General features: G+C 46.1%; 16 protein-coding genes. 8 read left to right on the forward strand and 8 right to left on the reverse strand.

Translation table 11 applies throughout. The features are described 5' to 3' along the window. Nucleotides 1-11: 11 nt before the first annotated feature. The 3 genes from hisG to hisD all read left to right on the forward strand — a co-directional run bounded on the left by hisG (nucleotide 12) and on the right by hisD (nucleotide 2,604). Nucleotides 12-674, forward strand: coding sequence for an ATP phosphoribosyltransferase (hisG, locus tag RNZ41_RS02455; protein WP_099834369.1), 663 nt, complete (start codon nucleotides 12-14; stop codon nucleotides 672-674). Between the two features lie 16 nt (nucleotides 675-690). Next, nucleotides 691-1,038, forward strand: coding sequence for a gamma-glutamylcyclotransferase family protein (locus RNZ41_RS02460; protein ID WP_314027486.1), 348 nt, complete (start codon nucleotides 691-693; stop codon nucleotides 1,036-1,038). Nucleotides 1,039-1,308: 270 nt separating this feature from the next. Beyond that, nucleotides 1,309-2,604 carry a histidinol dehydrogenase gene (gene hisD, locus RNZ41_RS02465; RefSeq protein ID WP_309574741.1) on the forward strand — a complete coding sequence of 432 codons (1,296 nt, stop codon included), beginning with the start codon at nucleotides 1,309-1,311 and terminating at the stop codon, nucleotides 2,602-2,604. Between the two features lie 83 nt (nucleotides 2,605-2,687). Here the strand turns inward: hisD and RNZ41_RS02470 are convergent, their stop codons facing one another. Together RNZ41_RS02470 and RNZ41_RS02475 are read right to left on the reverse strand one after the other, a co-directional pair. After that, nucleotides 2,688-3,806 carry a lipase secretion chaperone gene (locus RNZ41_RS02470; protein WP_314027487.1) on the reverse strand — a complete coding sequence of 373 codons (1,119 nt, stop codon included), beginning with the start codon at nucleotides 3,804-3,806 and terminating at the stop codon, nucleotides 2,688-2,690. A gap of 4 nt (nucleotides 3,807-3,810) precedes the next feature. After that, nucleotides 3,811-4,860 carry an esterase/lipase family protein gene (locus RNZ41_RS02475; protein ID WP_314027488.1) on the reverse strand — a complete coding sequence of 350 codons (1,050 nt, stop codon included), beginning with the start codon at nucleotides 4,858-4,860 and terminating at the stop codon, nucleotides 3,811-3,813. A 315-nt stretch (nucleotides 4,861-5,175) separates the two neighbouring features. On the opposite strand from RNZ41_RS02475, the gene RNZ41_RS02480 reads away from it, so the two are divergent. After that, nucleotides 5,176-6,744 carry a TerC family protein gene (locus RNZ41_RS02480; RefSeq protein WP_314027489.1) on the forward strand — a complete coding sequence of 523 codons (1,569 nt, stop codon included), beginning with the start codon at nucleotides 5,176-5,178 and terminating at the stop codon, nucleotides 6,742-6,744. A 73-nt stretch (nucleotides 6,745-6,817) separates the two neighbouring features. On the opposite strand, the gene RNZ41_RS02485 is transcribed toward RNZ41_RS02480, so the two are convergent. From RNZ41_RS02485 to RNZ41_RS02495, 3 genes are read right to left on the reverse strand one after another with little or no spacing between them, the layout of a single operon-like run. Next, nucleotides 6,818-7,291 (reverse strand): hypothetical protein, encoded by a 474-nt coding sequence (locus RNZ41_RS02485; protein WP_065253348.1) that lies wholly within the window; start codon nucleotides 7,289-7,291, stop codon nucleotides 6,818-6,820. A gap of 44 nt (nucleotides 7,292-7,335) precedes the next feature. After that, nucleotides 7,336-8,082: a pantothenate kinase gene (locus tag RNZ41_RS02490; RefSeq protein ID WP_062331814.1), complete on the reverse strand. Its 747-nt coding sequence runs from the start codon at nucleotides 8,080-8,082 to the stop codon at nucleotides 7,336-7,338. A gap of 26 nt (nucleotides 8,083-8,108) precedes the next feature. Then, nucleotides 8,109-9,038 carry a biotin--[acetyl-CoA-carboxylase] ligase gene (locus RNZ41_RS02495; protein WP_314027490.1) on the reverse strand — a complete coding sequence of 310 codons (930 nt, stop codon included), beginning with the start codon at nucleotides 9,036-9,038 and terminating at the stop codon, nucleotides 8,109-8,111. A gap of 109 nt (nucleotides 9,039-9,147) precedes the next feature. Here RNZ41_RS02495 and RNZ41_RS02500 point away from each other — a divergent pair, with 109 nt between their 5' ends. Then, nucleotides 9,148-9,960, forward strand: a complete 813-nt coding sequence (locus tag RNZ41_RS02500; protein ID WP_314027491.1) for a sulfite exporter TauE/SafE family protein — start codon at nucleotides 9,148-9,150, stop codon at nucleotides 9,958-9,960. A 41-nt stretch (nucleotides 9,961-10,001) separates the two neighbouring features. Here the strand turns inward: RNZ41_RS02500 and ribA are convergent, their stop codons facing one another. Further along, complete coding sequence (ribA, locus tag RNZ41_RS02505) at nucleotides 10,002-10,643, reverse strand: GTP cyclohydrolase II (protein WP_007115593.1); 642 nt, start codon at nucleotides 10,641-10,643, stop codon at nucleotides 10,002-10,004. A gap of 522 nt (nucleotides 10,644-11,165) precedes the next feature. Here ribA and RNZ41_RS02510 point away from each other — a divergent pair. Both RNZ41_RS02510 and RNZ41_RS02515 read left to right on the forward strand, forming a co-directional pair. After that, the gene (locus RNZ41_RS02510; RefSeq protein ID WP_314027492.1) at nucleotides 11,166-13,307 is read left to right on the forward strand and encodes a 1-deoxy-D-xylulose-5-phosphate synthase; all 2,142 of its coding nucleotides are present in this window, start codon (nucleotides 11,166-11,168) and stop codon (nucleotides 13,305-13,307) included. A gap of 35 nt (nucleotides 13,308-13,342) precedes the next feature. Then, nucleotides 13,343-14,176, forward strand: coding sequence for an inositol monophosphatase family protein (locus RNZ41_RS02515; protein ID WP_007115595.1), 834 nt, complete (start codon nucleotides 13,343-13,345; stop codon nucleotides 14,174-14,176). Nucleotides 14,177-14,459: 283 nt separating this feature from the next. Here the strand turns inward: RNZ41_RS02515 and fdxA are convergent, their stop codons facing one another. Together fdxA and mutS are read right to left on the reverse strand one after the other, a co-directional pair. Further along, nucleotides 14,460-14,783, reverse strand: a complete 324-nt coding sequence (gene fdxA, locus RNZ41_RS02520; protein WP_007115596.1) for a ferredoxin FdxA — start codon at nucleotides 14,781-14,783, stop codon at nucleotides 14,460-14,462. 72 nt (nucleotides 14,784-14,855) lie between these two features. Continuing rightward, entirely contained in the window at nucleotides 14,856-17,747 is a 2,892-nt protein-coding gene (mutS, locus tag RNZ41_RS02525; protein WP_314027493.1) for a DNA mismatch repair protein MutS, read from the reverse strand. Nucleotides 17,748-18,110: 363 nt separating this feature from the next. Between mutS and secA the strand changes: the two genes are divergently transcribed. Next, a complete protein-coding gene (gene secA, locus RNZ41_RS02530) occupies nucleotides 18,111-20,921 on the forward strand; it encodes a preprotein translocase subunit SecA (protein WP_314027494.1) in 2,811 nt (936 codons plus the stop codon).

A 20,921-nucleotide genomic window follows, 5' to 3' on the forward strand; every position in this document is an offset into this window, starting at 1 on the left:
GGTATAAGACAATGATACAAGCAAATGATGCCAATTATAACGGTCTTACCTTAGCGTTATCCAAAGGGCGAATCTTAAAAGATACCTTGCCCCTGCTAAAAAAGGCAGGTATCGAACTACTTGAAGACCCAGAAGAATCACGTAAACTTATTTTCCCGACCACGCATGCTGACGTGCGGATTTTGATTTTACGTGCCAGTGACGTGCCAACCTATGTGGAGCATGGGGCGGCGGATTTTGGTGTAGCGGGTAAAGATGTACTAATGGAGCATGGCTCAAGCAATTTATATGAATTGCTTGACCTACAAATTGCCAAATGTCGTTTGATGACGGCAGGTAAAGTGGGGCTACAATTACCCAGTCGTCGTCTTAGAATTGCCACCAAATATGTCAATGTGACGCGCGCGTTTTTTGCCAGTCGTGGTGAACAAGTGGATGTGATTAAACTCTATGGTTCCATGGAACTTGCGCCCTTGGTAGGCTTGGGTGATTTGATTGTAGATGTGGTCGATACCGGTAATACCTTAAAAGCCAATGGTCTAGAGCCGCGCCAAGAGATTTGCCAAGTCTCTTCGCGTTTGATTGTCAATCAGGTCAGTTATAAACGCAAATTTGCCCTGCTTGAGCCCATCATTGAAAGCTTCAAGCAAAGCGTCGCTGATAACACCCAGTAACGGTTCAAAAATTACCATGATGCAGCATCTTTTTGTGTATGGCACGCTAGCGCCCAATTGCGATAACCACAGTATCATGACACCCATCAACAACGGCAGTTGGCAACCTGCGACTATTCGTGGGCATTTGATGCCAGATGGCGGTTGGGGCTCAGCGCTCGGATTTCCTGCAGTCATCCCAGATGAACAAGGCGACATGGTAGCGGGCTTGGTGTTTTCGTCGGATGATTTGGTCAATCATTGGGCGCGGCTAGATGAGTTTGAAGGTGAAGCCTATCAGCGCATTGAAGTAACCGCCACGCTTGATAATGGTGCAAAAATCCAAACCTTTGTGTATGCACTCGACAATCTACAGCATTATTGAAGCTGGCTATGCCGATTAAAACATGAAAGATGAAAACATGGAAAATCAAGACATTGAAAATTAAAAAAGACGTTATTAAGACGTCTTTTTTTAACTGGGCAAAAACTAAAAGTGGTGACGGGTTTGCTCAGTTTAGCTGATTTTGATGCGCTGGCTTTGATGCGCCGATTTGGATGAGTTGGCAAAGCTGTGCAGGCTAAAAATCCGCTTTCATCCATGAAAAATTTGTTATGCTATGGGTTAGTCATTTTTTATTGTTAGGGGAATACCATGCGATTGTTAAATAGCCAACAAGCCAGTTTTGAGCAGGAATTGACAGAGCTGCTTGCTTTTGAAACGGTAAATGATCCAGCGCTACTGGCTACGGTCGATGATATTATCGCGCAAGTGCGTCAGGGTGGGGATGAGGTGGTGTTAAAGCTGACCCAACAATTTGACAACCATCCTGCCAAAACCTTTGCTGAGCTAGAGATTCCACAAGAAAAGCTCAAACAAGCGTTTGATGGGTTAAACCCTACAATCAAGCAAGCGCTTGAACTGGCGGCACAGCGCGTCACATCCTTTCACGAGCGCCAACGGCAAGAAAGCTGGACATATCAAGATGCGCTAGGTAATACGCTTGGACAACAAGTTACGCCACTTGATAAAGTGGGTATCTATGTGCCAGGTGGGCTGGCAAGTTATCCATCGAGTGTCTTAATGAATGCGTTACCCGCAAAAGTGGCAGGGGTCGGGCAAATTATCATGGTGGTGCCTGCCCCTCATGGTGAACTAAATCCCTTGGTATTGGCAGCCGCTTATTTGGCGGGTGTGGATAAAGTCTTTACCATTGGGGGCGCGCAAGCGGTGGCAGCGTTGGCTTACGGTACTAACACCATCCCGCAAGTTGATAAAATCACAGGACCTGGCAACAAATACGTGGCAGCCGCCAAACGCGCCGTGTTTGGGCAAGTGGGCATTGACATGATTGCAGGCCCCTCGGAAGTACTGGTATATGCCGAAGGTGTGGCAAATGATAAAGCCGACTGGTTAGCCATGGATTTATTGTCGCAAGCTGAGCATGATACTGTCGCGCAAGCGATTTTTGTCACCCCATCTGAGCCGTTACTTAAAAAAGTTGCGCAGGAAATAGAAAAAGCCTTAGTAGATTTGCCAAAAGCTGACATCGCTAAAGCGGCGATTGCCAACCGTGGCGCGCTGATTTTGGTGAAAGACCGCGCAGAGGGTATTGAGGTGATTAACCGCATTGCGCCTGAGCATTTGGAATTATCGGTAGATGACCCAGAGGCAATGCTCAAAGATGTCCGCCATGCGGGTGCTATCTTTATGGGGCGCTATACCCCTGAAGCGATTGGCGATTATTGCGCTGGCCCTAATCACGTGTTGCCAACGTCAGGTACCGCACGCTTTAGTTCACCGCTCGGCGTGTATGATTTTCAAAAGAAATCTTCGATTATTTATTGTAGCGAGCAAGGTAGCCAAATGCTGGCAAAAACCGCCGATATATTGGCGGTGGAAGAGAATTTGGATGCCCACGCACGTTCAGCCCGTTACCGTGTGAAATAGGTTCAAACGCGCCTGTGATAATTCAACAGCTTATGGCAATTCAACAGTGCATTTAACTCATTTAACTCATTTTAACGGGGAAGTTAACGCTGTTTTGTCAATACATCGAGGCGTAGCTGTTCTTCAGGCGTAAACATCGTCTGCTGTAAAGCCACAATTTGTTGCTGTGCTTGCGGCACATTACCCAATTTGCCCAGTATTTGGTTAGACTGTGTCTGATAAGTTGCCACACGCTGCGCAAATTGCGCTTCAGATTGGTCAAGCTGCTCAAGCCGTTTGACCGCTTCAGGGGAGACATATTGACTACGCATGGCATTGATTTGGCTTTGCGTTGCCCCTTGCTGCTGCATTTGCTGCGTTTGCGCTAATAACTTGTCAATATTGCGCTGCTGGGTTAGCTTTGTCTGTAGATTTGGGTCTTTAACGCTGGCGATATAGGCAGTTTGCGCCTTATCAATGATGGCTTGGCGCTGGTCATTGCTCAGTTGTGCGTTTTGGTTGGCTTCGACGACCGTCATGTTGTAGTCATTGAGGGCTTGTTCATCCCCAAAAAAAGCTTCGCGGGTTTTGGCGTCAAAATAGCGGGCTTGCAGCTGTTGTACTGCGCGTAATTGGTTCTTAATGGCAGATAAATCTAATGCACTGACGTTGGGATTGGGATGTGCTTTAGGCTTATCTAGCTGGCTGACAGCAGTCAAATAGCTCAGGTAATTTTGAAAAATGTTAACCGCTTGGCTTGCGGCAGGCTCAGGCGTATGTTCACGAATATAGGCAATCACCCGTTGTTCAATCTGGGTTAAGGGCTCTTCCCCTTGTGCGGACAAAAAATAATCAAACAGTCGGCGCAAACCCGCGGTCACCACCAATTGCTTATTCTCATCGATAATAATTTCGCCATCGACTTGGGTGCCTTGTAGTGATTTGGGCAGTGATGTGGCCAGTGATATGGGCAAGGGGTTAGCGTTCGCGCTGACGGAGGATGCATTGACTAGCGTTACGGTTTGATTGGATGGCAATATACCAGATGGCATCGTACTAGCGGCATCATTTTGCAAAGGATTGGCTGTTTTGACAGCGTCCTTAGGTTTTAACCACAGTATGCAGGCTATCAATAATGCGATGATACCACTGGCCAATATTATTATTAGCCAGTTTATCGATCGTTGGTTTGTGTTAGGATTGTTTGATGGAACCATAGGCATAAGCTTACAACGATTGACCTTTTAAGCGATTGACTTGGTTGCGATAGACAGTCAATGGATTGGTGTCTAGCAAACTGACAATGCCAAACACCTGATTGACTGAATCCATATGATTCATTTTATAGTTATCACGAATCACTTCACCCAGACGACTTGAACAGGGTGAGACAAGACCATCATTGGCTTCGCCATTGAATGACAAACCCGTCAACCCCAACACCGCATCAGACGGATCGACAAGCATGGTCATAGTTTGGGCGCCACTAAGTGAGTAGTAACGCACATTATTGACCACCGTGTTTTTTGGGTATCCACAATAACTGGTCGGCATGGCTGCAGGGAATTTTTGGTTAAATTTGGCTGCATAATTGGTGGTGAGTGAATTGACGGCTGCCCAGCTATCTTGCTGCTGTAGTTGATTGAGTGGCACGCCAGATCCAATATCCATCACACCGCCCACCAATTCAAAAAACTTGATTGCCATTAAAGAGGCAGTATTAAATTCGCCAGCGGGTAAGCCATCAGCCGCACTGCCTTCAGTCACCATTTTGACTGTCCAGTCCGCCATTTTTGAGCCTTGCTCAGGACTAGAAACCGCCGTTACAGAGGATACTAGCGATGGCGCAACCCCAGCCACATAGCGAATATCAATCCCACCGTGGCTATGACCGATTAAGTTAACCTTTGGGCTGCCGGTGATTGCAATGATGGTTTTGACTTGTTGGAGTAGCTGCTCACCGCGTACTTCGGTGTCATTGACACTTGATGTCTTGGTCACATATACACTTGCGCCATTTTTGGTGAGATCTTGAGGGATGCCATTAAAATAATCGACCAAACCAAACATTTTGCTCCAGCCACCAAGCCCGTGAGCAAGTACGATAGGGTATTTGGTTTTTGCAAAATCTGAGGTGGCGTTGAGGGTGGTGACTGCGACACAGCCAGTGGCATTGGCACAGTTGTAATAGCTTGAGGCATAAGAAGACGCAGAAAATGCGATGGAAGAAAAAAGCAATCCTTTGGCGGCGCGGCGCATAAAGCGATAATGTGACATATACTTATCCTTGTAAAGTCATAATGAAGTTTCGCTGTCCTATGGATTAATTTAACCTAAATCAAGAATTTGTGAATCAAATGAAATGACTGATCAGTATATTTTTTGGCAAAGTCAGTTGATGCAGTAGCTATGTAGGGTTTGGGTAAGGTTAAATATCAAGTGATGTATTGGCACAATTGGCGTGCCATCTACAAAAGCAGACACAAATTATCATTGATTTTTTGCTATGATTTGCTAAGGTAACGGCTGATTTTTCGTTTTTGCTGTTTGTTGATTTTTTGCCCCTCATTACAAGAGAATAACTGACCCACTATGTTAGAACTACTATCTGACCCGTCAGCATGGCTAAGCCTTGCGACGCTTGTCATTCTTGAGATTGTTTTAGGTATTGATAATCTTGTCTTTATTGCCATCTTAGCCAATAAACTCCCGCCGCATCAGCGCGCTAAAGCCCGTAATCTAGGGCTTGGCTTGGCATTGGTCATGCGGCTGTTCTTATTGTCGATTATGTCATGGCTCATTACCTTAACCGATCCCGTGCTCACATTGGGAAGTTTTGATTTATCGGTTCGCGACATTATTTTATTGGTGGGCGGGGTGTTCTTGCTGTTTAAAGCAACGACGGAGTTGCATGAGCGGCTAGAAGGAAAACCTGAGCATACCAACCAAAGCAAAGTGCAAGCAGGGTTTATCGCGGTTGTCGCACAGATTGTGATTTTAGATGCGGTGTTCTCGTTTGATGCGGTGATTACTGCTGTAGGCATGGCAAAACACCTTGAAATCATGATGGCGGCAGTGATTATTGCCATGGCATTGATGGTGGCTGCATCTAAAGCGCTCACGGAGTTTGTTGGTCGTCACCCAACCGTGGTGATTTTATGCTTAAGTTTCCTACTGATGATTGGCTTTAGCTTGATTGTCGAAGGACTAGGCTTTCATATGCCAAAAGGTTACTTGTACGCAGCGATTGCGTTCTCAATTTTGATTGAAGCGTTTAACCAAGTAGCAAAACGCAATAAAACCAAATATGAAAATCAAATTCCGATTCGTGACCGTACCGCGGATGCGATTTTACGTTTAATGGGTGGTAAAACCGAAGAAGCGGTCACCCCAGAGAATAATTCAGAACATTTTGATTTTGATAGTATGCCTTTTGCGCAAGAAGAGCGTTATATGATTAGTGGCGTATTAGCGCTCAATGAGCGCGATGTACATACCATCATGACGCCGCGCAATGATATCTCTTGGGTCAATATCAATGGTAGCCGCGAAGAAATGCGCGCGCAATTGCTTGATACGCCGCATAGCTTGTTCCCTGTGTGCCGAGATACCATCGATAAAGTGCTTGGGGTAGTACGCGCCAAAGACTTTTTGGATCTGCTCGATAACAATGTTGCAGATATTGAAACCGCCATTAAACCCTTACTTAACAAGCAGCAGCCTGTGTTTGTGTCAGAGAGCATTGACAATCTAAAACTGCTCAATATGCTCAAAAAAGCCAAAGGTAATTTGGCAATGGTGATTGATGAATACGGTCAAGTCGCAGGACTAGTGACACCGCTTGATGTGCTAGAGGCGATTGCAGGTGAGTTCCCTGATGAAGATGAAACTTTAGAAATTATCCCCTATGACGATTATTGGATTGTGGAAGGTACAGCAAGCTTACACCAACTACGTTTGGAGCTTGACGATCCAGATTTGCTACTCGATGCCGATCAGTTCACCATTGGCGGGTATTTGATTTCGCAGTTGACCGATGTCCCAGAAGTCAATCAAACCATTGATATCGGTGCCTATAAGTTTACCATTCTAGAAACTTCAACATCGCGCATTTTGAAATTAAAAGTTGAACGTGAAGCCCCGATGGTAGCAACGGTTTAAATCACTGATTGGGTATAAAAAAAGGGGTAATTAACCCCTTTTTTTTGTATTACTTTTTTAGGCAGCATAACAATTAAGGAATTTGCTTAATTGTCAAGGTGATAGTAGGCAGTTTGCTGGTTGACGTGGCAGTAGATTGACTGGACACAGGCGTGGATGATAGCGCAGTCAAGGTAATATCCATATTGGCAAAACGCTGTGTTTGACGCAAGTCTCCGCGCAAATCCCCAATCGATAGGTTGAGGGTTTGTGGGCGAGAGGCGGTAGTCATAGCCGTGACCGCTACTGTGGCATTACCTGCCCAAATACACTGTACGCCTGTGGCACAGCGGCTATCATTGAGCACTTTATCAAAAGTCAGATTTAGCTGGTGTTCTTTAACAAAGATGTTTTGACCCAGTGCAAGCGTGACCGTGCGAGTGGCATTGGCTGGCTGGTTGACTGTTGAAGGCGTTGGTTTGGCGGGCAAGGTGGGCGCAGTCATACAGGCGGTTAATAGGCTCGTAGTGAGTAAGGCGATACTTGTGGTTTGAATGATTTTTTTCATCAGTAATTTCCTTTTTTCTTAACGGTTAATTTTATTTCTGGTTTTTAGTTTTGATTTTTAGTGTTATTTTTAGGGGCAAAAAAACGCTGTAGTCCCGCCAATACCAAGTCTTGCCGAATTTCCACGCTGGCTGATAGGTGCGGCTCAAAAGTATGGGCATCACCGCCTGTCATGGTGATTTCAAATTGTGGGTAGCGATGAATGGTTTCATTGATGGCCCCAACAATGGATAACATAATACCATGATGCACCGCGTCTTGGGTATTGGTGCCTGAATCTATACTATCAAAAGTGCCATCAATAATACTAATCTGGCGCGTTCCTGAGAATAGCGACTCGCGCTGCAAATAGATACTGGGGAAAATATAGCCTCCCAAGTGATGACCCTGATCGACCAAATCGATGGTAACGGCAGTGCCGCAGCCAATCACGCATTGTTTTTTGCTAGGCTCGATGATACCGAGCATTTGTAGCCAGCGGTCAACGCCAAGTTGGGCGGGGTTATAATCGCTCGACATCAGTGCGTGCTTGGCATGGACTTGGGCAAATTCAAACGGTTTTTGCAATCGCTCTAGGCTCTCGGCAACGTGATTATTGACGGCTTGTCCAAGTACGGATGACACCCCGATAAAGTCAGGATTGAGTCGTTCAAGCCGAAAGGTCAACCCTTTGAGCAATTCGGCAGGTGCTTGCAAATGCTGCTCAGCCGCATGATCGAGCACTTGACCGCTATCGTCCGTGAGCCAATATTTTAAGCGGGTATTACCCAAGTCTAGCCAAAGTTTTGTCATAAGTGAGAGCCTTTGAGAAGGATGCTTTATTTGTGTTTATTTGCCTGCAAGGATGAAACGGCTGAATCCACAACTTGAATGGTCCCTGTCCAAATCGTTTGTGTGCTACCATCTGCTTGCTCAATCAGTAGACAGCCTTGCGTATCGATACCTGCTGCAATGCCTGTTATTGATTGCTCAGATAAGGCGTTATGAATTTGCAAATGCTTGTTTTTTAATACGTCTCTTTGGGCAAAATCATGGATAAATTGCTGGCTTGCTTCAGCCGCTTGCAGCTGATTAAATTGCCCAATCGCATTAGCTATGGCATCGGTGACAGGCTGATAAAATTCACGGGGCTGTAAGCGCTGCGCTGTCAAATCTTGCAAGCTTACCGCTTGGTAGTTTAAGCCTTCTTGGGTTTGCTGGGTCAATACAGGGGCATGGGCAATATTGACCCCCACACCGATGACGACCCCTAGCATGTGACCTGCGACATTGACAGGCTCTATCAAAATACCCGAGAGTTTTTGAAATTGGTCAGGTAGGTTGGCTTGTGGTTGATAAAAACCCACATCGTTCACCCATTTGACGCCAATGGTAGGCAAATGCTTTGCCAGTCTTGTTTGATTGATGTGTTCTATAATAGGGATTTGACTAAGCTGATAACCCACGCACAGTGACAAGCGACCATCTAATCGATAAGATAAGCAAAGATTTTGCTGCCAAGCATAGGCTTGTGTCGGCACATACAGCGATAAATAAACATTGCCTAGCGGTGATTGCCATGTTCTGCCATGTTGACCACGTCCGCCTGATTGGGTATCGGCAGTGAGTACATGCGGTCGGCTAAAATGCGGTCGGTTATGGTCGGTGGGCGACTGCGCTTGATAGCTTAGCACCATCCACTCGATCAGCTGGCTGTTGGTTGAGTGGGTGCTGGCTAGATGGGTATGGCAAAGCGAATCAATTTTCATCGAGATAGATATATAGGGTTGGGTTCATAAGCTTAGGCACAATGTTACAAACGACAAAAAGATAAGTTTGCTATACTAACGCTATTTTTAATCAAAGGAAATGCAAAAAATGATGTATCTGTGGTTTTTGCTGGCGGGGGCATTTGCTGGCACTTGTGCGGGGCTGTTTGGTGTCGGTGGGGGATTGATTATCGTACCTGTGCTGATGGCGATTTTTAAAGCGTATGGCTATCCAAGCGATGTCATCACCCATTTGGCGGTAGGGACATCGCTTGCCACGATTGTGGTGACTTCCATAAGCTCCATGCAATCGCACAATAAGCGCGGTGGCGTGCGCTGGGATGTATGGCGCAATATGTCGATTGGCTTGGTGGTGGGTAGTTTTGTTGGTGCTTATATCGCAGATTTATTGCATGGTAAGGTCTTGGCGTTTTTGATTGCTGGCATGGCGCTGTTTATGGGGCTAAAAATGCTTCTGGCTAAAAAATCGGAAGTTGTCGCGACCACTCACTTGCCATCTGCTCCCGTGCAAACAGGGGTCGGCGGGTTCATTGGCGCAGCATCGGCGATTTTTGGTATTGGCGGTGGCAGTTTTACCGTGCCGTTTTTGAGCCGTTTTGGTTTGACCATGCAACAAGCAGTGGGTACGTCAGCAGCCTGTGGCTTACCGATTGCCATTGCAGGGGCGCTCGGGTTTATGTTTTTTGGCAAAGATGTACAGGGTTTGCCCGCTGAGGCGATTGGTTTTGTGCATATCACTGCGTTTTTGTGTATTTCAGTGATGAGTTATGTGTTTGCCAAAGTGGGGGCAAAATTGGCGCACCAATTGCCTGCCAATACTTTAAAGCGTATGTTTGGTGGTCTGCTGCTTATGGTGGGTGCAAAAATGATGCTGGGCGCGCTTGGGATTAATTTATGGTAAAAATAAACCATGGGTTTTGTGTCATGTCATGAGAGTGAATTTTATAATCCATTCTCAATCATATGCCCCATGCGCGCTTTTTTGGTATTGAGGTAGGCTTCATTGTGCGGGTTGACACCCACCAACAGCGGTACGCGCGCTACCACTTCAATACCAATATCATTGAGATACTCAATTTTGTTGGGATTGTTGGTTATCAGCTTTACCTTATCCACACCGACATGCTCAAGCATCGGCTTGCACATCTCATAGGTGCGAGCATCGGCAGGTAAATCGAGCAGCAAATTGGCATCAAGCGTATCATGTCCTTGGTCTTGCAATGCGTAAGCACGGATTTTATTGGTCAGTCCAATCCCGCGCCCTTCTTGGCGCAAATATAAAATCGCCCCACAGCCGCCATCTTTAGCATAAGCTTGAATCATCTGCATGGTGGCATTGAGCTGAGGTCCGCAGTCGCATTTAAGCGAACTAAAGGCATCCCCTGTCAAACATTCGCTATGAATGCGTACCAATGGGATTTTGGATTTATCGGCCGTGGGCAAACCAACCGTCAGCATGACGTGTTCATGTTTGCGATTGCCAAGCGCATCGCGTGCCGTGTCGTCCGTATCTTCAAACACATGAATATCAAATAGCCCATGGGCTGTTGGTAAGGTTGCTTGCGTGATAAATTGATACGACACCCACTACTCCAAAAAATGACCAACTGACCCAAACAACTGAACCAAGTCGGTAAACCCAAAACAATAAAATTGCCCTTTACATGAAGGCATTGATTAAAATATCAAGAAGGATAGCGTCATTACGCATCTTATCAATAAGCCGCAAGCTAGGCTTGCATGCTATCTGAGGTAACTTTTTTGTCAAAATTTATCAAAAATTCAAGGCGCTAAGCTAAACTTTATAGAAGCTATAAGATACAATCTAAAATAGCGAGGTTTGATGTTTAATCAACAAAAAAATGCTATTATGCCACATTCATGCGCCACATTGGCAATTCAAAGCTGGTAATGCTAGCTTAGTCACCTAGATTTTCAAGCGTTCAACGCTTTGGCAGTCTGTCAACTTTGTGCCCGTATCTTGTGCCAATTTTGTGCCAACAATAAGGTGTTAATAGTCATTGTGCGTTTTACCATTTATTTTTTTCACCTGTGTTAACAAGGCTCATCGAGTGCCTGTAAGCAATGAAAAGTGTCAGCCAAGATATGTCAAAAACTAAAATAGCTAACCAAAACTACTCATTAAAAAACTTTGATACCATCCCTATGTTAAAGCCGCATACGCCGCTGCTCGATGGGGTGGACAGTCCTGATGACCTAAAAAAAATGAGTACCGCGCAATTGCAGCAATTAGCCGATGAACTGCGCGAGTTTTTGCTGTATACAACGGGCGTCAGCGGCGGGCATTTTGGTTCTAACCTTGGCGTCGTTGAGCTGACCATTGCACTGCATTATGTCTTTAACTCACCCAAAGACCAAATTGTCTGGGACGTAGGGCACCAAGCCTATCCCCACAAAATTTTAACGGGTCGCCGTGACAAGCTTACCACCATTCGTAGTCAACATGGGCTGACCGCTTTCCCTGAGCGTCATGAGTCTGAGTATGATACTTTTGGCGTTGGGCATTCATCGACGGCGATTTCTGCAGGGCTGGGCATGTCGCTTGCTATGCGCTATTTAGGCAAACATGACAAAGTGGTTAGCATCGTCGGTGATGGTGCTATGACAGGCGGCATGGCGTTTGAAGCGATGAATGACGCGGTGCAGCAAAATGCCGATTTGATTGTGGTGCTCAACGATAATGACATGTCAATTTCGCAGGCAACGGGCGGATTTTCTAAACATTTAGCCACCCTTTGGCAGCGTGGTTTGGCAGTCGATATCGATAAAAACGGTGATGCGATTTTTACCAAGCGCGTCATCTCCAGTGAAGACCGCCGTATTCGTCATTATTTGCACATGGCAAACGAAGCCTTAGATGATTGGACCTCGCGCCTGCCCAATAAAATTGTCGAAAAATTGGCAGAAAAAGGTATTCCCAAGCCCTCTCAGTTAGAGACATTACCTGAGAAAATCGCCAATAAACTCATTGATGAAGTGTTCCCTGAAAACTTGTTTAAAGCCATCGGTTTTCAGTATTTTGGACCGTTTGATGGGCATGATGTTGCCAAATTGACGCAGGTATTTGAACGGGTGAAGCAGTTAAAAGGGGCAGTACTTGTCCATGTACATACGGTCAAAGGCAAAGGCTTTTTACCTGCAGAATGTGACCCGATTACTTATCATGCCATTACCAAACTTAAAAAAATCAACCCAGTGCAAGAAAAATCTGTGCCAGTTGACAGCCAAAAGCCGGCACCCACCCCCGCCAAAAAATACTCGCAAGTGTTTGGCGAGTTTATCTGCGATAAAGCCGCCACTGACAAACAACTGATGGCGATTACCCCTGCGATGGCTGAAGGCTCAGGCATGACCGAATTTGCCAAGCGCTTTGCTAGCCAGTTCTTTGATGTGGCGATTGCCGAGCAACATGCAGTGACCCTAGCGGGTGGTATGGCAACCCAAGGCGTCAAACCAATTGTCGCGATTTACTCCACATTTTTACAACGTGGCTATGACCAACTGATTCACGATGTGGCTTTGCAAAATCTCAACGTGATGTTCGCCATTGACCGTGCAGGCTTGGTCGGTGAAGACGGTGCGACCCATGCGGGGGTATTTGATATCGCCTTTATGCGAACTGTGCCCAATATGGTGATTGCTTGTCCCAAAGATGAGAATGAGTGCTATAACTTACTTAATACCTGTTATGAGCATATTGGACCCGCTGCGGTGCGTTATCCACGTGGTAATGGCATTGGCGCAGAAATTGATAAAAACCAAGCGATGTATCCAATCGGTAAGGCAGCGCTTGAGCAGACTATCGAAGCCACTGCAGCAGATACGAGCAACGTGGCGAAAAAAGTTGCGGTGCTTGCTTTTGGTACCATGGTAAAGACGGCGGTCACGGCGTGTCAAAACTTAGCCGAAACTTACCCAACAACGACGTTTTTTGTTTATAATATGCGGTTTGTTAAACCGTTAGACAGCGAATTACTGGATACGCTATTGGCGCAAAACTGCTCCATTGTTACCCTTGAAGAACACCAAATCATGGGCGGTGCCGGTAGTGCGGTCAATGAATACCTCGTTGCCCAAGCAGCAAAAACAAGCCAAACCTTGCCAACGCTACTTAATATCGGTATCCCCGATAAATATATCGCGCATGGCAGCCCTGAGCAGCAATTAGCCGATTGTGGGCTAGATGTCGCGGGTGTGGTCAAACAGATGCAAACGATTTTGTCATAAATTTTAGATTTTTATCCTTCAACAAAAGGTCAATTATGGAACCGATGGTCGTCATGGCAGCCCGCGCTGCACAAAAAGTAGGTCAAGAGATTTTAAATGCACACAACAATCGCCACAAGCTAGAGTTCACGATTGAAAGCAAAGGCTTAGATGGTTTGGTGACCCAAATCGACCGTTACAGCGAAGAATTATTGATCGCGATGCTCAAAGAAAGCTACCCAACCCACTCGTTTTTGGGCGAAGAATTTGGGCTACAAGAAGGCAAGGGCAATGATAAAGACTGGTGCTGGGTCATTGATCCATTAGATGGTACCCACAACTTTATTCATGGTTTGCCGCATTTTTGTGTCTCAATCGGTGTGCAAAAAAATGGCGTCACCGAACACGGCATCATCTATGACCCAGTGCGTGATGAGATGTTCTCAGCCAGTCGTGGTAAAGGCGCGCGTCTCAACCAACGCCGTATCAGCGTTAGTGAGCATAAAACCATTGATGGCGGCTTTTTTACCACAGGTCATCCGCTTGAGCGTAACCGAGCGGAAGGTAAAGTATCATATGCCAAAGAGCATTTTGAAAGCTTACAAAAAATCTGCGAACAAGGCGGTCAAGTGCGCCGTGTGGGTTCAGCCGCGTTGGATTTGGCATATGTAGCAGCGGGACGGTTTGATGGTTATTTTGAAATGTCTATCAAACCTTGGGATATCTGCGCCGGTGAATTGATTGTCACTGAAGCACGTGGTACTGTGGTTGACCATACAGGCGCGCATAATGCGATGCAAACAGGTTCTATCTTTGCGGCAAATATCAAACTGTTAAAACCATTGATGCAAACCGTGGTGCCAGTTTGGGGCAGTGCCGTTAAAGGCTGATGTTATTGTGACACTAAAAACGCGCTAATCCATAGCGCGTTTTTTTATTTCATAATCAATTTGCAAAAAAATAGGCTAAGTTAAAGACGTTAAGTTAAGCAGATAGACAACAACGTTGGCATAATACCAAGGCTGGCATAATAAGAGATGACAATATAAAAACGGCAATCAATATCCACTGATTGCCGTCCTCGTTCTATATGCTGTTTTATAGCATGTTGTTTATAGCATCTTATTTATAGCATCTTGCTAAAAATCACCTAACTGGCGTATCTTAGAAAGGCTATCTTTCAATATACTGTAATTTATTGGGTACGCCATCCCATTCTTTGGCATCGGGTAGTGGGTCATGCATGGCTGAGATGTTTGGCCATTTTTCGGCGAGCTCTGCATTCAGTTCGATGTATATTTCTTGACCTTTTGGCACTTCATCTTCTGAGAAAATCGCATTGGCAGGGCATTCTGGCTCACACAGCGCACAGTCAATACATTCATCAGGATGGATGACCAAAAAATTCGGACCTTCATAGAAACAGTCCACAGGACAGACTTCAACGCAGTCAGTATATTTACAACGAACACAGTTATCAGTAACGACGAAAGTCATGGCGGTGGCTACCTTTTTTTAGTTGCACAAATGTTAAAAGCATAAAAAATACAATCGTATTATTTTAGCGCGTTACGCTTTTTTTAACAATTCCTTTAATGAATAAATAAATTCTAACGCCTGTTTCGGCGTCAGCTCATCAGGGTTTAGGGCTTGTAGTTGTTGGTTAAGTTTATATTCATCAGTTTTCAACGTTTGATAATCAGCCGCTGCACTCTGCAAATCCAGACCCATTTGTTTCTCGTCTTCTGATGGATAGGGTAAAGGATTGTTGGGCAAGCTTTTTTGCTCGCTTTGGTTATCCAAATAATATTGCGCTTGAACTAATAAGGCTTGCGGCAAACCTGCCATTTTGGCGACATGCAATCCAAAACTGCGATGCGTCGCCCCGGGTGCGATTTTATGCAGTAGTAGTAACTGCCCGTTGATTTCTTGGGTGACAAGGTGCTGATTAAACATTTTGGGGTGGCGCTCAGCCAGTTCCGTGAGCTCAAAATAATGGGTGGCAAATAGGGTCAAACAGCCAATTTTTTCTGCTAAATAATTCACGCACGCATGCGCAATCGCTAGACCATCTTGGGTGCTGGTGCCACGACCGACTTCATCCATGAGTACCAACGAGTTGGCATTGGCTTGGTTCATGATATTGGCGGTTTCGATCATCTCGACCATAAAGGTTGATTTACCACTTGCCAAGTCATCTGCCGAGCCAATGCGGGTAAAAATCCGCTCAATACGACCGAGCGTCACCGACTGCGCAGGGACATACGCGCCACAACAAGCAAGTAGCACGATGAGCGCGGTTTGACGCATGTAGGTCGATTTACCGCCCATATTGGGGCCTGTGATGAGCATCAAGCGTTCAAGTTGGCTGGCTGTTCCCATGACACAGTCATTGGCGACAAATGGGTCAAGCGATGCCGTCTGATGGTGAGCTTGGCGCTGTTGACCTGCTTCAACCACGATATGGCGTCCGCCTTGGATATTGAGGCTTACAGTATCATCACTGGCATTAAACACGGGGCGGCACCAGTTTTTACTATGAGTAGAATGAGTGTGCAAACGCGTTAGGCTGACCCAGTTGGCAAGTACGTCCAAATACCCAATCGCTTTGGCAAGGCGCTGCACATCGCCAAGCTGTGACTTGAGCTGACCCAGCAGATTTTCATAGATACGTTTTTCAAGGGTCAACGCTTGCCCTTGAGCCGATAAATAGGATTCTTCAATGGTTTTGAGTGCTGGCGTGATAAAGCGTTCAGCATTTTTGAGCGTTTGACGGCGGGTAAAATATTCAGGCGCATTCTTGGCTTGCAGGGCGCTAAGTTCAAAATAAAATCCGCTCACTTTATTAAAGCCCACTTTGAGCATGGGCAGGTTGTTTTTTTGCCGCTCTTGCACCGCCAATGCTTCCAAAGTTTGCTCGATATTGCCATGCAGATTTTGCAATTCATCAAGCTGTGGGTCATAGCCCTTTTTTATCATGCCGCCATCACGGATGTGGGCGGGCGGCTCATCGACAATCGCTTGCTCTAGCAAGGCATGGATATTGGCAAAACTGTCAGTTAAAGCTAAATCAGGTAGCTGTTTGCTAAGCATGGCAAGCAAAGGCGTCTCGGCAGTTAGCGTCGTTATGTTGGTAAAATCAAAATATTGCTGCAACTGCTTTGACAACGCTAACGCTTGCGCCAAGCTCAGACGCAATTTGAGCAAATCGGTCGGTTTTGCTGAACCCAAGCCAATGCGTCCCCCAATGCGTTCGATATCGCTGATTTCGCTTAATGTTTGTTTAAGCAATTCAAACGCTGCTATCGGCAATTGCATCAGTTGTTCAACCGCATCAAGCCTGCGGTTAATCAGGGTGACATTGCGTAGCGGTCGGCGCAAATGATGCACTAAAGCGCGTTTGCCCATCGGCGTTTGGCAATGATCAATCACCGATAACAGCGAAATACCCGATGCCAACACGGGTTTAAAAATTTCCAAATTTTGCTGACTGATGGTATCAAGCTGCAAAAAATCGCCGTTATGCTCGAGCTGTAGGCTGCAAATATGGCGTAAATCAGCTTGCTGTGTCTGTTTGCCGTAATGCAGTACAACCGATGCCGATGAGATGGCAAGCGGTTTTTGCTCAATGCCAAACCCTGCCAGCGTGGTGACGCTTAGATGCTGGGTCAGATGTTCAAGGGCGTTATTGGGCAGAAAATAACTGTGCGGCTGTGACAAAATCGGCGGCAGACTAGCTGTTGGACTATTTGCGCTCAGACAATCCTGCAAAAAATGTTGCCATGCCTCAGACAGCTGTTCATCTATCAGCACTTCACTGGGATCAAAGCGGGCGAGCGCGTTAGCAAGCTCGCTTTGTAGTGCAGTATGGCTGTCGCAGTTAAGCTCAGTGACGCGGATTTGTCCTTGTGCCAAATCCAGCTGCGCCAATCCCACCGACATTTGCTGTTTGGCAAAGCTGATCGCGACGACCGTTGGCGTTTGTCCTTGGGTGATGAGGTTATCATCGGTCAGCGTCCCTGCGGTCAAGGTACGGACGACTTTACGCTCCATAATCTTAGCGGCATTGGCTTTTGTTTTGCTGGTTTTTTTTGCTATGCTTTTGGCTGCAGTGTCTTTTGCTACAATGTTTTCTTCAGGCTCGTCTTCAGTCTTTTCTTCTTCAACTTGTTCACAGACCACCACGGTTTGCCCGGCATTAATCAGCCGAGCAATATAGCCGTCTGCCGAATGAAACGGCACGCCTGCCATCGGGATGGTATTGCCCTGTTTATCTTTGCCACGTCGGGTCAAGGTGATGCCCAAAATATCGGCAGCAAGCTTGGCATCATCAAAAAATAGCTCATAGAAATCGCCCATCCGGTACAGCACCAAGGCATGCGGATAATCCGCTTTTAGGGTGAGATATTGCTGCATCATGGGGGTGTGATGGTCAAGATTGTGAGGCATGGTCTGGGTCATAATGGTTAAACGTTATGAAATATGGTTTTGATATTGTGCTCGCCCATGTGTTGCACCACTTTTAGTTTAAGGTTACTTAGCGGACACACCGTCAGCGGCATTTGCTCCGCTATCAAGCTTAAAATCTTCCAAGAAAATTTCAACAATGAAAATCTCGAAAATAAAGTTCAATTATGGGGATGGATTGATAAAGATAAAGGTAATAGAGTCAAGCGGTTCAAACTCACAGGCTGTCATAACCTTGTATCTAAAAAAAGCAAACCCATATATAATAGCAAAATTTATTTTGAATACCTTTATTAACCATCATCGTATTAAAAGTCATCGCACTTATTGATTTGAGCACTTTAGGAAAATCCTCGTATGTTAGGCAAAATGATAGGCAAGGTTATCGGCACCAAAAACGACCGTGAGCTTAAGCGAATGCGTAAGTTGGTCGACAAAATCAACGCCTTAGAACCCAAAATCCAGTCCCTCTCTGACGAAGCATTAAAACAGAAAACTGCGGAATTTAAAACCCAGTTTGCGCAGGGTACTAGCCTAGATGCCATTTTACCTGAAGCTTTTGCGGTCTGTCGTGAAGCCTCAAGACGTGTCCTTGGCATGCGTCACTACGATGTACAGCTCATCGGGGGTATCACCCTGCACGAAGGTAAAATCGCCGAGATGCGCACGGGTGAAGGTAAAACCTTGATGGCAACGCTTGCGATATATCTCAACGCCATTAGCGGTAAAGGCGTGCATGTCGTCACCGTCAATGACTACTTGGCAAGCCGTGATGCCGAATTAAACCGCCCGTTGTTTGACTTTTTGGGCTTGACTGTCGGCGTGATTTACTCACAGCAAGATCCAATGGAAAAATTTGAGGCCTATGCCGCAGATATTACCTACGGTACCAACAATGAATACGGCTTTGACTACCTGCGCGACAATATGGTATTTCGCCTAGATGAGAAAAAACAGCGCGGACTCAACTATTGTATCATCGATGAGATTGACTCGATTTTGATTGATGAAGCGCGTACGCCGCTGATTATCTCGGGTCAAGCCGAAGACTCATCCGCCATGTACAGGCTGATTGACACCATCATCCCACGCCTCAAACGTTCAGAAACCGAAGAAGGCAACCGCGAAAACCGTGAGCAGGATTTTTGGATTGATGAAAAAAATCGTCAAATCGAAATCAGCGAAAAAGGCTACGAGAAAATCGAAAAATTCTTGGTGGAAAAAGGCGAGCTTGGCGAAAACGAGAGTCTATATAGCCCAACGCGCTTGCCACTACTAGCCCACGTCCAAGCCGCGATTCGTGCGCACCATTTATTTGTTAAAAACATTCACTATATCGTGCATGAAGGCGAAGTCATCATTGTCGATGAAAACACAGGGCGTACCATGCCCGGTCGCCGCTGGTCAGAAGGGTTGCACCAAGCGGTTGAAGCCAAAGAACAAGTTGAAATCCAAGCCGAAAACCAAACCCTTGCCACCACGACATTCCAAAATTATTTCCGTCTGTATGACAAACTCTCAGGCATGACAGGTACAGCGGATACCGAAGCTGCGGAGTTTAAACAGACTTACGATCTAGATGTGGTGATTATCCCCACCCACAAACCGATTCAGCGTATTGACCTTGATGACCAAATTTTCCTAAGTAAAATGGGCAAATATCAAGGCATCATCCGCGAAATCAAACGCATTCAAGAAAAACAAGCACCGATTTTGGTGGGGACGGCAACCATTGAAGCCAGTGAGGTGCTTTCAGAGTTACTGACGCAAGAAGGCATTCAACATAACGTCCTTAATGCCAAACAGCACGAGCGTGAAGCCGATATTATCGCGCAAGCAGGTAGCCCCAATGCGGTCACTATTGCCACCAACATGGCAGGTCGCGGTACTGATATTATCTTGGGGGGTAACTGGCAAGCAGAGCTCGCCAAAATCGACAACGTCACCCCTGAAATGAAAGAGCAAGCCCATGCTGAATGGCAAGTGCGAAACCAACAAGTGCTAGAGGCGGGTGGTTTACATATCATCGGTTCTGAGCGTCACGAATCGCGCCGTATTGATAACCAATTGCGCGGTCGTGCGGGTCGTCAAGGTGACCCAGGGGAGTCGCGTTTTTTCTTGTCGCTTGAAGATGACTTGATGCGGATTTTCGCTGGCGATCGCGTGGTGAATATGATGCGCGCCATGGGGCTAAAAGAAGACGAAGCCATTGAGCACAAAATGGTATCACGCTCGATTGAAAACGCCCAAAGCAAAGTGGAAAACCGCGACTTTGATGCCCGTAAGAGCCTACTCAAGTACGATGACGTTGCCAACGAACAACGTAAGGTTATCTATAAACAGCGCGATGAACTGCTCGCCGAAAGTAATCTACAAGCAGGTATCGAAGCGATGCACTACGATGTGTACAATGCCTTGATTGACCAATTTGTGCCACTTGGTTCGATTGATGACCAATGGGACATTGATGGGCTTGAAGACGAGCTTGAAAATGAGTTTCGTATTTATATGCCAATCAATGACTGGCTAGATGCCGATCGTCGTTTGGATGAAGAAGGTTTACGCCAAAAAATCATTGAGGCTGCGCTACTCAACTACCGCGCTCGCCGTGAGCAAATGGGTGAAGAAAATGCTGCCCAGCTTGAGCGTCACTTTATGCTATCTAGCCTAGATAAGCATTGGAAAGAACATTTAAACCAAATGGATCAACTGCGTAAAGGTATCCATCTACGCGGCTATGCGCAAAAAAATCCTGAGCAAGAATATAAATCTGAATCTTTCTCATTGTTCCAAAGTATGCTCGGTGCTATCAAGTCTGAAACCGTGCAAGATTTAGCGCGTGTGCATATCCCAACGCCAGAAGAAATCGCTGAGCTTGAGCGCCAGCAACGTGAACAAGCCGAGATGATGCGTCTGCATTTTGAGCACCAGGAAATGAATGGCGTGACCGGTGAGCTGAGTGACGATGAAGACATGATTGCGCGTAACAGCCAACAACGCACGCGAGCCACATATTCATTTGGTCTAAGCGGCTCAGCCGCGGCAACCGCGAGTCCAGAGATGGCTGAAAATGGTGACAATCCATATGCCAACTTAGCCATTAGCCGAAACGCCCCTTGTCCTTGTGGATCGGGTTTAAAATACAAGCAATGCCATGGTAAAATTTAA

This window comes from Moraxella sp. DOX410 (genome assembly GCF_032248735.1).
Lineage (GTDB): Bacteria > Pseudomonadota > Gammaproteobacteria > Pseudomonadales > Moraxellaceae > Faucicola > Faucicola tetraodonis.

Bases quoted from the DNA above. Each gene is read 5' to 3' on its own strand.
- hisG (WP_099834369.1), top strand. From the start codon at position 12: ATGATACAAGCAAATGATGCCAATTATAACGGTCTTACCTTAGCGTTA.
- RNZ41_RS02460 (WP_314027486.1), top strand. From the start codon at position 691: ATGATGCAGCATCTTTTTGTGTATGGCACGCTAGCGCCCAATTGCGAT.
- hisD (WP_309574741.1), top strand. From the start codon at position 1,309: ATGCGATTGTTAAATAGCCAACAAGCCAGTTTTGAGCAGGAATTGACA.
- RNZ41_RS02470 (WP_314027487.1), bottom strand. From the start codon at position 3,806: ATGCCTATGGTTCCATCAAACAATCCTAACACAAACCAACGATCGATA.
- RNZ41_RS02475 (WP_314027488.1), bottom strand. From the start codon at position 4,860: ATGTCACATTATCGCTTTATGCGCCGCGCCGCCAAAGGATTGCTTTTT.
- RNZ41_RS02480 (WP_314027489.1), top strand. From the start codon at position 5,176: ATGTTAGAACTACTATCTGACCCGTCAGCATGGCTAAGCCTTGCGACG.
- RNZ41_RS02485 (WP_065253348.1), bottom strand. From the start codon at position 7,291: ATGAAAAAAATCATTCAAACCACAAGTATCGCCTTACTCACTACGAGC.
- RNZ41_RS02490 (WP_062331814.1), bottom strand. From the start codon at position 8,082: ATGACAAAACTTTGGCTAGACTTGGGTAATACCCGCTTAAAATATTGG.
- RNZ41_RS02495 (WP_314027490.1), bottom strand. From the start codon at position 9,038: ATGAAAATTGATTCGCTTTGCCATACCCATCTAGCCAGCACCCACTCA.
- RNZ41_RS02500 (WP_314027491.1), top strand. From the start codon at position 9,148: ATGATGTATCTGTGGTTTTTGCTGGCGGGGGCATTTGCTGGCACTTGT.
- RNZ41_RS02510 (WP_314027492.1), top strand. From the start codon at position 11,166: ATGTCAAAAACTAAAATAGCTAACCAAAACTACTCATTAAAAAACTTT.
- RNZ41_RS02515 (WP_007115595.1), top strand. From the start codon at position 13,343: ATGGAACCGATGGTCGTCATGGCAGCCCGCGCTGCACAAAAAGTAGGT.
- fdxA (WP_007115596.1), bottom strand. From the start codon at position 14,783: ATGACTTTCGTCGTTACTGATAACTGTGTTCGTTGTAAATATACTGAC.
- mutS (WP_314027493.1), bottom strand. From the start codon at position 17,747: ATGACCCAGACCATGCCTCACAATCTTGACCATCACACCCCCATGATG.
- secA (WP_314027494.1), top strand. From the start codon at position 18,111: ATGTTAGGCAAAATGATAGGCAAGGTTATCGGCACCAAAAACGACCGT.